Annotated in this window: 10 protein-coding genes; 9 read left to right on the top strand and 1 reads right to left on the bottom strand. The window is 42.0% G+C overall.

The window, feature by feature from the left end; translation table 11 throughout:
* Window positions 1-10: 10 nt before the first annotated feature.
* The gene (locus ACYRY3_RS20240; RefSeq protein ID WP_460203416.1) at window positions 11-280 is read right to left on the bottom strand and encodes a DUF7219 family protein; all 270 of its coding nucleotides are present in this window, start codon (window positions 278-280) and stop codon (window positions 11-13) included.
* 374 nt (window positions 281-654) lie between these two features.
* On the opposite strand from ACYRY3_RS20240, the gene purC reads away from it, so the two are divergent.
* The 9 genes from purC (at window position 655) to ACYRY3_RS20195 (ending at window position 12,779) form a co-directional block, all read left to right on the top strand.
* Window positions 655-1,392 (top strand): phosphoribosylaminoimidazolesuccinocarboxamide synthase, encoded by a 738-nt coding sequence (purC, locus tag ACYRY3_RS20235; RefSeq protein WP_460203415.1) that lies wholly within the window; start codon window positions 655-657, stop codon window positions 1,390-1,392.
* Between the two features lie 158 nt (window positions 1,393-1,550).
* Window positions 1,551-4,067 carry a BamA/TamA family outer membrane protein gene (locus ACYRY3_RS20230; protein WP_460203414.1) on the top strand — a complete coding sequence of 839 codons (2,517 nt, stop codon included), beginning with the start codon at window positions 1,551-1,553 and terminating at the stop codon, window positions 4,065-4,067.
* A gap of 69 nt (window positions 4,068-4,136) precedes the next feature.
* Window positions 4,137-5,009: a UDP-3-O-acyl-N-acetylglucosamine deacetylase gene (gene lpxC, locus ACYRY3_RS20225; RefSeq protein ID WP_460203413.1), complete on the top strand. Its 873-nt coding sequence runs from the start codon at window positions 4,137-4,139 to the stop codon at window positions 5,007-5,009.
* 138 nt (window positions 5,010-5,147) lie between these two features.
* Window positions 5,148-5,678, top strand: coding sequence for a 3-hydroxyacyl-ACP dehydratase FabZ (fabZ, locus tag ACYRY3_RS20220; protein WP_460203412.1), 531 nt, complete (start codon window positions 5,148-5,150; stop codon window positions 5,676-5,678).
* A 195-nt stretch (window positions 5,679-5,873) separates the two neighbouring features.
* Entirely contained in the window at window positions 5,874-6,692 is an 819-nt protein-coding gene (gene lpxA / locus ACYRY3_RS20215) for an acyl-ACP--UDP-N-acetylglucosamine O-acyltransferase (RefSeq protein ID WP_460203411.1), read from the top strand.
* Window positions 6,693-6,926: 234 nt separating this feature from the next.
* Window positions 6,927-8,096 (top strand): lipid-A-disaccharide synthase, encoded by a 1,170-nt coding sequence (lpxB, locus tag ACYRY3_RS20210; protein WP_460203410.1) that lies wholly within the window; start codon window positions 6,927-6,929, stop codon window positions 8,094-8,096.
* Window positions 8,097-8,425: 329 nt separating this feature from the next.
* Window positions 8,426-9,748, top strand: coding sequence for a DNA cytosine methyltransferase (locus ACYRY3_RS20205; protein ID WP_460203408.1), 1,323 nt, complete (start codon window positions 8,426-8,428; stop codon window positions 9,746-9,748).
* Between the two features lie 198 nt (window positions 9,749-9,946).
* A complete protein-coding gene (locus tag ACYRY3_RS20200; protein WP_460203407.1) occupies window positions 9,947-11,161 on the top strand; it encodes an AAA family ATPase in 1,215 nt (404 codons plus the stop codon).
* An 817-nt stretch (window positions 11,162-11,978) separates the two neighbouring features.
* The gene (locus ACYRY3_RS20195) at window positions 11,979-12,779 is read left to right on the top strand and encodes a YdcF family protein (protein ID WP_460203405.1); all 801 of its coding nucleotides are present in this window, start codon (window positions 11,979-11,981) and stop codon (window positions 12,777-12,779) included.
* Window positions 12,780-12,853: the final 74 nt, after the last annotated feature.

Genomic DNA, 12,853 nt, shown 5'->3' with positions numbered 1-12,853 from the left:
TTCATAACTCCTAAGTTTCTTCAATATTACCTCCATCAGTATGAAAAGGGTTTTCACCTATACCCAGTTCTTTTTTTGACTGTTTCAAACTTTGCCAAAGAGCTTTTACTTGTTCGTAAGCTTCTTCTGGTGATACTTTACCCGCTGTTTCTAAGTTACAAATATAACTGACTCTTTGGGCAAATTCCTGTAAATTGGCGTTGAAAACCAAATTTTCTGGCTTTACCTGGCCGTAGTAACGTCCGCGTGGGTAGATAAAATTGTCTTTATTGCTAACCATTGTTTTCTCCGTTGGTTAAAACCTCACTGTTTGAAGCGAATAAGAGCAAGTTTGATTGGGTCGTTGCTCATTACGGTATTTGTGTGTAACTGATTATTTTATTCAACGTGACTGGAAAACGTCAAAAACATTGTATTAATATATACACTTCTGCTTCATTCTAGCATTTCGTTTATCAAAAATTATTAAAATTTTTTGTGAGGAGAAATACTACTTTATTTAATGTAAAACCTGGTGAATTATTTTGTTCATACCGTTATCCCATATGGGCAGGTTTGGAAACTAGCCCTTAATCCCTACACCTTTGGAGATAAAATGATTTAGCTTACAACTATTAAAGCCACTTGACGTTCTATATAAATTTACCTTGGACCATGTCTGCTCAAAAAAAAATATACGAAGGAAAAGCAAAAATCCTTTTTACGACAGACGATCCTGATATCTTACTAGCTGACTTTAAAGACGCTGCAACTGCTTTCAACGCCCAAAAGCGTGGCAGTATTGAGGGTAAGGGGATCATTAACTGTAGCATTTCCAGCAAGCTGTTTCAACACCTGGAAGGGCATGGCATTAAAACACATTACATCGACAATCCTGCTCCCAATCAAATGCGGGTCAAGGCAGTTAAGATTCTGCCCCTAGAAGTCGTTGTCAGGAACATTGCCGCCGGAAGTTTATGTCAACAAACCGGATTACCCTTAGGAACTGTGCTGAAACAGCCATTGGTAGATTTTTACTACAAAAACGACCAGCTAGGCGACCCCTTATTAACAGGCGATCGCATACTCCTATTGGAGTTAGCAACACCGGAACAAGTGGAAAGGATTACCCATCTAGCATTGCAAATCAACAATTTTCTCTGCGACTTTTTCCAACGCTGTGACATTACCTTAGTAGATTTTAAACTAGAGTTTGGCTTGGATTCACAACAGCAGATACTGTTGGCAGATGAAATTAGCCCCGACACCTGCCGATTGTGGGATAATTCCGCAGGAGATGACCAAAATCGCAGGGTACTAGACAAAGACCGTTTCCGTCGGGATTTGGGTAATGTAGAGGATGCCTATCAGGAGGTATTACAAAGAGTGCTGAAAGCGGTGGAGAACTCATAAAAAAGAAAAACAAATGACCTTGCTGACTTTTGCCTTTTGCAATTTGGCATATAAATTAGAAAGGCAAAAGTAAAAATATAATTTTTACTTTATACAGGTCGCATATAAGCATGACTGCCTTGTGATGGTGTGTGGACGTGAAGAGGAATCTAAATAAAATGCGCTTATCTCCCGTTATAGTTACAGTTGTCGCGATCGCAGCCCCATTGGGCAGTTCGCTGAGTGGAAATGCACAAACGGTCAAAAGTTCAAATACAGAACAAACAGCAGAGGTCACAACATCTGCAAAAGATCTGGGGCACGTTGTTGTTGGGGTATTCCCGGCTTCACCCAGATCGGTGGCAAAGCCAGAAGTGATAGTGCCAACTTCCATAACATCAAAAACGGCACAAAATCTGCAACAAGCTCCAGTTCCAGAAAATCAGCCCCCCAGTACCCAACAACAATTACCATCAACTCCCGGTACCAGTACACCGGAAGATACCAATCAACCCAGTGAGGAACCAGCACAAAATAACCAGCAAACACCTTTACTGGAAAACCAGCCATCGGGTACTCAACAAACCCCATCCCCAGAAACTCAACAACAAACCCCATCCCCAGAAACTCAACAACAAACCCCATCCCCAGACACTCAACAACAAACCCCATCCCCAGACACTCAACAACAAAACCCATCCCCAGACACTCAACAAACCCCATCCCCGGAAACTCAACAACAAACCCCGTCTCAACCTTCTGGTAACACAACGCCAGAGAATACAGCCCCGCCTACATTTGACTCAGCACCGCCACAAAATCAACAGGAAACTCCATCAGACCAAGCCCCAGCCGCAGCAGAACCCCGCGTGCTAGTATCTGAAGTTCTGATTCGATCTGAGGCTGGACAACCGATAGCAACCGAGTTAGAAGATCAAATCTACAGAGCAATTCGTACCCAACCAGGTAGAACGACAACTCGTTCTCAGCTGCAAGAAGATATTAACGCTGTCTTTGCCACAGGGTTCTTCTCTAATGTTCAAGCAGTACCAGAAGATACTCCCCTGGGTGTACGGGTAAGTTTCGTTGTACAACCTAACCCTGTCCTGACCAAAGTACAATTACAAGCAAACCCAGGTACTGGTGTGGCGTCTGTACTACCTGCTGATACTGTAGAGACAATCTTTAAAGAGCAGTACGGCAGAATTCTTAATTTGCGTGATTTGCAGGAAGGCATCAAGCAATTAACCAAGCGCTATCAAGAACAAGGTTATGCACTTGCAAACGTGATTGGGGCACCTCAAGTTTCTGAAAATGGAGTTGTGACGCTGCAAGTAGCCGAAGGTGTGGTAGAAGATATTCGAGTTCAGTTCCGCAATAAAGAAGGTCAAACAACAAACGAAAAGGGAGAACAAATTCGCGGACGGACACAACCCTATATCGTAACGAGAGAACTGCAATTAAAACCAGGAACGGTTTTCAACCGCAATACAGTGCAAAGGGATTTGCAGAGGGTGTTTGGACTGGGGTTGTTTGAAGATGTAAATGTTTCCCTTGACCCCGGTACAGACCCCAGTAAAGTGGATGTAGTGGTCAATGTCGTTGAGCGCAACAGTGGTTCTATCGCAGCAGGTGCTGGTATTAGTTCTGCCAGTGGTTTGTTTGGTACTATCAGCTATCAGCAGCAAAACCTGAATGGACGAAATCAAAAACTGGGTGCTGAGGTACAGCTAGGGATCAGGGAATTGTTATTTGACCTCCGCTTTACAGACCCTTGGATCGCTGGTGACCCTTACCGTACTTCTTATACAACCAATATTTTCCGCCGCAGGTCAATTTCGTTGATTTTTGAGGGCGATGATGAAGATATCGAAACTGTTAGCAATCCCTTAAACCCCAATGAGGACGGTGATACACCCCGTGTTATACGCTTGGGTGGTGGGGTTAACTTCACCCGTCCCTTATCCAGAAATCCCTTTGAAAGGTCGGAATGGACGGCTTCAGCTGGTTTGCAATACCAGAGAGTGACTATCAGAGATAGTGATGGCGATACTAGAAGCGTGGGACGTCTTGAGGGTACAAATGAGTTTGTTGAACTCAGTGAATCTGGGGAAGGTAGAGACGATTTGCTGCTAGTGCAATTGGGACTGGCGCGTGACCTCAGAAATAATCCCTTGCAACCGACAAGCGGTTCCTTCCTCCGATTTGGTGTTGACCAATCTGTACCCATAGGACTGGGGACTATTTTGCTCACCAGATTGCGCGGTAGCTACAGCCAATACCTCCCTGTCAATTTTACGAACTTTACCAAAGGACCGGAAACCCTTGCCTTTAACGTTCAAGCCGGAACTATACTTGGTGACTTACCTCCTTACGAAGCTTTTACTCTTGGTGGTAGCAACTCTGTTCGGGGTTATGAAGAGGGAGGCTTGGGCAGTGGGCGCAGTTTTGTCCAAGCATCTGTTGAATATCGATTCCCCGTGTTCTCTGTAGTCAGTGGAGCCCTGTTTTTTGATGTCGGTTCCGATTTAGGAACGAGTACTAGGTCTGCTGAGTTGCTGAATAAGAACGGTAGTGGGTACGGTTTTGGTATTGGGGTGCGCGTGCAATCTCCTTTGGGTCCGATTCGTATTGACTACGGTGTTAATGATGATGGAGACAGCCGTATTAACTTTGGTATTGGGGAAAGATTTTAGAGAGTCATTAGTCATTAGTCATTGGTTAGGACAAATGACCAAGACAAGTGACAAAGGACACTCGTACAAATGACAAAGGACAAAATGCTACATACTTTAGCATCAGAAATTACCCAAACAGGAGTGGGACTGCATAGCGGTGTAACTACCCAAGTCCGGATACAACCGGCTGAGGTAGGAAGCGGACGTTACTTCGTAAGAGTCGATTTGCCAAACACTCCGATAATTCCAGCACAAGTGGCAGCTGTGAATCAAACTGTACTTTCCACTCAGTTGGGCAAGGGAGAAGCTTGTGTTCGCACAGTGGAACACTTGCTAGCAGCTCTTGCGGCTATGGGAGTAGATAATGCTCGGATTGAGATTGATGGTCCGGAGGTTCCGCTTCTAGATGGTTCGGCAAAGTTGTGGGCAACGGCGATCGCATCTGCTGGCTTAGTGTCACAACCTCTAACTCAAGACAAAGTTCTCCCAGTTGTGGATCGACCCATTTGGGTGCGTCAGGGAGACGCTTTTGTCTGTGCCCTTCCATCAGCAGAAACCCGTTTTAGCTACGGTATTGATTTTGACTTGCCTGCTATTGGAAATCAATGGCATAGTTGGTTGTTGAGCAGCGATAGGGCAAACTCTATGGAAAGTTTTTTAACTGAAATTGCTCCGGCTCGTACTTTTGGGTTACTGCATCAGATTGAACAGTTACAACAATCAGGTTTAATTAAAGGTGGAAACCTTGATAATGCTCTCGTTTGCGGACCCGATGGTTGGCTAAATCCACCATTAAGATTTGCAAATGAGCCAGTACGTCATAAAATTTTGGATTTAGTAGGAGATTTGAGTTTACTAGGTACTTTCCCCTGCGCTCATGTCTTAGCGTACAAAGCCAGCCACAATTTACACATTCAACTGGCACAAAAAATTTTAGATTTGGGACTGGTTAGTGGTTAGTGGTTAGTAGTTACCACTCGGTAAGTATTAAAACAATTGACAACTTACCAAATAATAATCTCAAATCAAAAATGACTAAGGGGAGGTTCAGATCGAGCACCTACGGACATAAACCAATACAGAAAAACAACAAGATCGATGTCAACCGTCACCGAACAAGTGAATACCATTGATGTTTCCACGCCAACATCTACTGACCAGCCAGATGATACCACTACAAACAAAACTGACTCCAAAGTCATTTTTACAGTAGAAGATATCCACAAACTGCTACCTCACCGATATCCGTTTGCACTTGTAGATCGAATTATTGAATATGTTCCGGGCAAACGAGCAGTAGGCATTAAAAACGTCACGTTTAATGAACCCCAGTTTCAAGGACATTTTCCCGGACAGCCCATTATGCCAGGAGTGCTGATTGTAGAAGCAATGGCGCAAGTGGGTGGTGTTGTCCTCACTCAACTCTCAGAATTTGAGGGTGGGCTCTTTCTTTTTGCAGGCATAGATAAAGTTCGCTTTCGCCGTCAGGTTGTACCAGGCGATCAACTGGTCATGACAGTGGAACTGATGTGGGTTAAACAACGTCGTTTCGGTAAGATGCAAGCGCGTGCCGAAGTTGACAGCCAGCTTGCGGCTGAAGGCGAACTAATGTTTTCCCTATCAACCTAAAAGCTTGCTCTTGTGGTAGAGGCACGACCGTGACGTGCCTTTTCTGAATCCCAAACAAGGATATCAGTAAAATAAATAAGCCACAACAGCATCTTGCTCAAATTTCGACGCCCTCACACACATATGTAGCAAAAATTACAATTTGCTACTGATATATAAACTCTCAGCACTCAAGACTTCTCTGGAGATGCACCCTTGAAAACGCTAATTCATCCTACTGCTGTCATTCATCCTAATGCGGAATTGCACCCTACAGTGCAAGTCGGTGCCTATGCTGTGATAGGAGGGCACGTCACAGTTGGTCCCGAAACCGTAATTGGCGCTCACGCTGTATTAGAAGGACCTTTGGAAATTGGGGCGCGAAACCGAATTTTTCCAGGTGCCGTTATTGGCATGGAACCTCAAGATTTAAAGTACTCTGGCGAATATAGCTGGGTCAAAATTGGCAACGATAACTCAATTCGAGAATACGTCACCATTAATAAAGCAACTGGTGCAGGTGAAGAAACTCGCATTGGTAATGGAAACCTGCTTATGGCTTATGTCCATGTGGGTCATAACTGTGTTATTGAAGATTCTGTAATAATTGCCAACTCCGTCGCTTTGGCGGGTCACGTTCATATAGAGTCACGCGCAAGACTCAGTGGGGTTTTGGGCGTCCATCAATTTGTCCACATTGGAAGCCTAGCAATGGTGGGAGGCATGGCACGTATCGACCGAGATGTACCTCCATATATGTTAGTGGAAGGGAATCCGGCACGGATACGCACCCTCAATCTTGTGGGGCTCAAACGCTCTGGTATGGATGCTGACGAGTTCCAAATCCTCAAAAAAGCTTTCCGCATTATCTATCGTTCGGAGTTGACTTTTAAAGAAGCTATAGAACAACTGGAATTGTTAGGAGAAACTCAACCGTTACAGCACTTGCGTCGCTTCCTGCTTCTTTCTCAAATGCCAGGAAGACGTGGCTTAATTCCTGGTAAGGGGAAAGCTGCTGGCAGTGATGAATCTTGAGTTAGCGAAAAAGGGGATAGGGTACACAGGATAGGGGATGGAAGTTCAGAGCAGGGGATAGGGGTAGAGGAAATAGGTAACTAAGTAGGAGTTAATAATAACTAAATAATCTTTAATACATCACAGTTAATCTTCTTTCCCCAATTCCTAACCCCCCAATCCTTAACCCCTAATTCCTAACCCCCCAATCCCTAATCCCAATCCCTAACCCCAATCTCCATTCCCTCCTATAAAATGCGAATATTTATCAGTACTGGCGAAGTGTCAGGTGACCTGCAGGGGTCTTTACTTATCTCCGCACTTAAGCACCAAGCTGTTACCACTGGGGTGTCATTAGAAATTGTGGCGCTAGGTGGTGAAAAAATGGCATCTGCCGGAGCAACCTTACTAGGTAATACCACCCATATTGGTTCTTTTGGTCTGGTGGAATCAATACGCTTTGTTGTTCCAACACTTCAAGTTCAGCGACAAGCAATTGCTTATCTCAAGAAACATCCACCGGACTTAGTGGTGTTGATTGATTATATGGGTCCAAATTTGGGCATTGGCAGCTATATTCGTCGCCACCTGCCACAAGTACCCATTGTTTATTACATTGCACCACAAGTATGGGTATCTTCAGTAACTGCTCGCGATACCGATCGCATTATTGGCGTCAGTGATAAGCTGCTAGCCATTTTTCAGGAAGAAGCGCGTTACTTCCAAAAGAAAGGAGCAAAAGTAAGCTGGGTAGGTCATCCTCTGGTGGACAATGTACGCAATTTCCCAAGTCGGGCAGTAGCACGTGCTCAACTGGGAATTCCAGATGACACCATCAGTATTGCTCTTATTCCTGCTTCCCGCCATCAAGAACTTAAGTATCTCTTGCCTGTTATGTTTCAGGCTGCTCAGGAGATTCAAAGCAAATTGCCCCAAGTGTATTTCTGGATTCCTCTATCTCTGGAAATATATCGAGAAACAATTGTCAAAGCAGTACAGAAATACTGCCTGCGAGCTACTGTAGTCTCTGGCAAACAGCAACAGGTACTGGCAGCGGCTGACTTGGCGATTACCAAGTGCGGTACTGTCAATTTGGAACTTGCATTGTTAAATGTACCGCAAGTGGTTGCCTACCGTTTGAATTCTTTGACTTATTGGGTGGCTCGAAATATTTTGAAAATTTCTTTTCCCTTCGCCTCCCCTGTTAACTTGGTAGTTATGAAGCAAATCGTGCCGGAGTTTATCCAAGACACAGCAAATCCGGAAAATATCACTCAAGCAGCAATGGAATTACTGCTGAATGGGGAACGCAAGCAACAAATGCTTGCAGATTACCAGGAAATGCAGCGCTGTTTGGGTGAAGTTGGAGTTTGCGATCGCGTTGTCAAGGAAATTTTGCAAATGATACCAAATCTTAAAAATTAAATTTCGGACTTTAGGATAAGCTAAAAAACAATAACTATACATTTTGCACTAATTCATCTCCATTTAGAAAGATACTGAAGCGCGAATTTCTACAAATCCCAATTCGTAGGGTGAACACCACCCACCAATAACGTATTTGTAGGGTGGGCACTGCCCACCAATAATGTAAAAGTGTGGCACCGTCCTACCTACATTAAATTCGCCCTCCAACAACCCTATAAAGGTGGGGCTATATGAAGCCGAAAGAAGACACTCTGGGGCTTCCAACCCAAGGGCATGAGGTGCAAGATCGTTTATGTGTCAGTGTGTTTTTTATCTAAAAATCACGATTGCTACTCTCACAATCTCAAATCCCAAATTCAGACCCTAAAATCCTCAGTCGTCCCATCGCTGTGGATTTGTTTGCTGGTGCTGGTGGCATGACCCTTGGTTTTGAGCAAGCAGGATTCGATGTTCTTGCTGCTGTAGAATTCGATCCAATTCACTGTGTAACACACGAATTTAATTTTCCTTTTTGGAAAATTTTTTGTAAAAGTATTGTTGATATCACTGGAGAAGAGATTAGAAGTCACTCCTCTATTGGCGATCGAGAAATAGACGTAGTATTTGGCGGATCACCCTGTCAAGGTTTTTCATTAATAGGTAAACGTGTTTTTGACGACCCTCGTAATGCTCTGATATTTCATTACATACGGCTAGTTTTGGAATTAAAGCCCAAATTTTTTGTTTTAGAAAACGTTAAAGGAATGACTGTCGGCAAACACAAAGAATTCATTTCAGCCATCATTAATGAATTTGAAGATAACGGGTATAAAGTTTGCCAAAATTATCAAGTATTAAATGCATCTGAATATGGAGTGCCACAAAGCCGTGAAAGATTATTTTTACTAGGTTGTCTCCAGAACCTAGAATTACCAAAATACCCAGAAATAATAACAATACCTGTTAAATCAAAAAAAGCAAAGTTAAATAACCAACTACCAATTAGCCCTACAGTTTGGGATGGACTTCAAGACTTACCAGAAGTAGAAGATTACCCAGAGCTTTTAGAAAAAGATTGGGTCATAGCAGAATTTGGAAAGCCAAGTAATTACGGCAGACAACTTCGCGGTCTTTGCTCTATAAATCATGACTATTCTTATTCACGCCAATATGACTCTCGGATACTAACGTCAAGTTTAAGAACAAAGCACTCTTTAGAAACTATCAGTAGATTTGAATCTACCCCAGCAGGTAAAACAGAACCTGTCAGCCGCTTTCATAAACTCGACCCACAAGGAATTTGTAACACTTTAAGAGCAGGGACTCCCAGCAACAGAGGAGCTTTTACTTCTGCTCGACCAATTCATCCTTTTACGCCAAGATGTATTACTGTCCGTGAAGCAGCGCGTTTACATTCCTACCCGGACTGGTTTAGATTTCACGCTACAAAATGGCATGGATTTCGACAAGTAGGAAATTCAGTTCCACCATTACTAGCTAAGGCGGTTGCAACAGAGATTATAAAAGCTCTAGATATACTTCCCCATAAGCCTGGAACTCCACAAGAGCTAGGCGACGAAAATTTATTAACATTTGATATGTCTCAAGCTGCTCATTATTATAATGTTGACCCACGTGTCATAGAACCAAGAACGAGAAATTCAAGGTGACTCATACCAAATTTTGCTAGCATGAGAGTAATAGCTTGTGCTGGAAAAATCCAGGTTTAGTCTTCCTGTGAGAAGTATAATCCCTCAAGGCTGATTTGAGTTACTCAACTTTGCTCAAGTAGTCCACAACTCAACGCCTAGTTTAATGTAAAAAAATATACTTGGTACTTGAGGTAACAAATTGAATAATTAAAAATTATGAAAATAAAATCTGTCTCATTTGAAAATTATAAAGCATTTTCAGAAAAGCAGACAATGCAAATAAAGCCAATTACTGTTTTAATTGGCAAAAATAGTTCGGGTAAAAGTTCTATTGCTAAACTATTTACCTTATTTGAAAACTCGCTAATGGGTAATATTGATGTACCGTTGTTATTAAAGAATAATGAAGTGGAATTGGGCGGAGAGTTTGATAATTTGTTTTTTGAAAACAATCCGGCTGGAATTCCTTTAATTTTTAAAATTATATTCGAGAATAATGTAGAAATAGAAATTGGTTTATTAAAAAAATTAGACGGATATGGCTTAGAAGTTTTTCAGTGGAAGTATAAGGATCGTATACAGGAATTTGAACTTGAACTTAAGGATAATGAATACTTTGATAATATTAGTAAAAAAGTATATAATTGCGAATTTAAAGGATTTATTCCTACTACATTTTTTGAAAAACCCGGCAACAAAAATTTAGTAGAAAATCTTCAGATAGAGCCAATTGATGTTGATTATATCGGACCTTTTAGAATTTTGCCTGAAAGATATTTTTATTTAACGGGTCAGATAGAATTTCGAGACACAGGTGTTACAGGTAAAAATGCTTATTCAATGCTGGCAATAAGTAAATTAAAGAAAGACGATGACTTATATAAAAATGTAGGAAAGTGGTATAGAGAACATTTTGATGGATGGGAATTAAAGGTAGATGACAGGGATAAAAAACCTCTTATTCAAATTTTACTTTCTAAAAATGGTACTGATGTGAATCTTGTAGATGTTGGGCAAGGAATGAGTCAAGCTTTGCCTTTGGTAGTTCGAGCTAATGTTACGGATAGACCAGATTCTATCATTGTTTTAGAACAGCCAGAGCTGCATTTGCATCCTGCGGCACATGGTGATTTAGCTGAGTTATTTGCAAAGTCAGCAAAGGAGAATAATCAGACTTTTATCATCGAAACTCATTCTGAAAATATGCTCTTACGTCTTCGTAAGCTAGTTGTTGAAAATGATTTCGGTTTCACAAAAGATGATGTGGTAATTTACTGGTTAGAAGATGCTGAATTCAAAGGGAAAGAATTAATGGAAATTACAATTGATGAAGATGGAGTTCTAAGCGATTGGCGAGATGGGGTTTTTGATGAGGGATTGAAAGAAATATTGGAAATGCAAAAGGCACTGAATAAAAAAGACGAAAAATAAATGATAATTTCTTTCAATCCCATCGTTTTTCACAGTCAAGATGCTGAGATACAAGCCACCTTAGCTAAAATACTTAAAGCTTTAATGGAGAGCAACATTCACTTAATACATACTAAAAGTATTAATGCAATTTTTTATAATGAAAATTATAAGTACATTTTTGATTCAAATGCAATTGCTAAAACATACCTCTCTGTAAATGAACAAAGAAGTTTAAAAGATTTTTTAAGTAAAAAAAGTCGGGAAACCATCACTAGCTTGCATCTACGGCACCTTAAACATATTATTATTTGTTCTTATCGACGTATTTGGTTCGATTACTGTTTGCTCTGCTAAGTTGTGAAAATCCTGAAATCACCCGCACATGGAAATATCGGTAATCTTGCGCCCATCCGCTTCAAGACACTTCTCTGACTGCATAAACATTCGCCCTGAACCCCCTAACAGAGTTTATAGATTCGTCCTTTATAGGACAATACGATTCAGATAAGACCAGAAACCTTGTTTTGTGTAGAGACGAGCCATGGCGCGTCTCTAAATTCACGAAATATCAAGGATTGCAGTCAAGAGAAAATGTGTGACACAGAGCGCCTTGCAGCCCTTGAATTAGTAGTTCATTTGTTCGCATTGAAAGGGCTGGGTGGGCACTGCCCACCGTTCATTACCCCCTGAGGTCATCTTCTAGCGCGAAGGGAGTAAGTAGAAAGCACATTTTCATTTCATCATCAAGACGCTCGTAGATAACACATCATAGCTTGAGACTTAGCTAATATAACAAAAAGTAAAGAGTGTATTGACAGTCTAAAGGTTAACTGCAATGTTCGATTTAGCTATGTGCGTTAGCCAAGCTCACCAAAGGAATCCCTCTGTAAGTCAGTGGCTAAGTCTCAAGGCAACGCTGTCTCAGTGGCTGACAACACCAATAATAATAGTATTACCGCTCCTGGTTTTAGTTTTTTTACCTTGGATCTTTCCCCGACTGCGCTGGAAACGTATCTTGAGCGGATTGGGAATTGTGTTGCTCCTATCTTACTTCAGTGCTACATTTCCCCCTATTATCGCAGTTGCAAAACAAGGACTAGTAGCATTTATCCCCCCTGACTCCGGTACAACTGCAGACGCAATCGTGGTACTGGGCAGGGGGAAACCTTTTAGAGAATCCCGTGTTGAAGTTGCCGGTGAGTTGTGGAAAGCCAATCGCGCACCTTTAATTTTTGCCAGTGGTGCGGGAGATGGTTCTGAAATCGTCGAACAACTTAAAGAAAAAGGCATTCCCGCTCAAGCATTAGACGAAGAACACTGTTCTGAAACAACCAGAGAAAATGCACTCCTCACCGCATCAAAACTACAACCACAAGGAGTGAAAAGAATTTTGCTCGTAACCGATCCTCCCCATATGTTGCGTTCATTACTCACTTTTCAGAGTATGGGGTTTGAAGTCACGCCACACACCAGCCCCGTACCTAGGGGGTTATCTTCCAGCAAAACAGCAATTATGGTATTTTACGAGTATATGGGCTTAGTGAGCTACGGCTTGCAAGGGCGGTTTTTACCTCAACACACAGTCGCTAAAGAAGTGACTCCACCAGTTGCAAAGGTTAAAAATTTACAGCAATAAAAGCAGAAAGCCCATCGGCTTTTAGCCGTGGGATGAATGCGTTGCAGCTTTAGCTGCTTTCGGATTTATCTTAA

The organism is Scytonema sp. NUACC21 (assembly GCF_054684315.1).
This window is presented reverse-complemented; position numbering and strand designations above follow the sequence as displayed.

Excerpts from the sequence above, each read along its gene's own strand:
- ACYRY3_RS20240 (WP_460203416.1), bottom strand. The coding sequence starts at position 280 with ATGGTTAGCAATAAAGACAATTTTATCTACCCACGCGGACGTTACTAC.
- purC (WP_460203415.1), top strand. The coding sequence starts at position 655 with ATGTCTGCTCAAAAAAAAATATACGAAGGAAAAGCAAAAATCCTTTTT.
- ACYRY3_RS20230 (WP_460203414.1), top strand. The coding sequence starts at position 1,551 with ATGCGCTTATCTCCCGTTATAGTTACAGTTGTCGCGATCGCAGCCCCA.
- lpxC (WP_460203413.1), top strand. The coding sequence starts at position 4,137 with ATGACAAAGGACAAAATGCTACATACTTTAGCATCAGAAATTACCCAA.
- fabZ (WP_460203412.1), top strand. The coding sequence starts at position 5,148 with ATGTCAACCGTCACCGAACAAGTGAATACCATTGATGTTTCCACGCCA.
- lpxB (WP_460203410.1), top strand. The coding sequence starts at position 6,927 with ATGCGAATATTTATCAGTACTGGCGAAGTGTCAGGTGACCTGCAGGGG.
- ACYRY3_RS20200 (WP_460203407.1), top strand. The coding sequence starts at position 9,947 with ATGAAAATAAAATCTGTCTCATTTGAAAATTATAAAGCATTTTCAGAA.
- ACYRY3_RS20195 (WP_460203405.1), top strand. The coding sequence starts at position 11,979 with ATGTTCGATTTAGCTATGTGCGTTAGCCAAGCTCACCAAAGGAATCCC.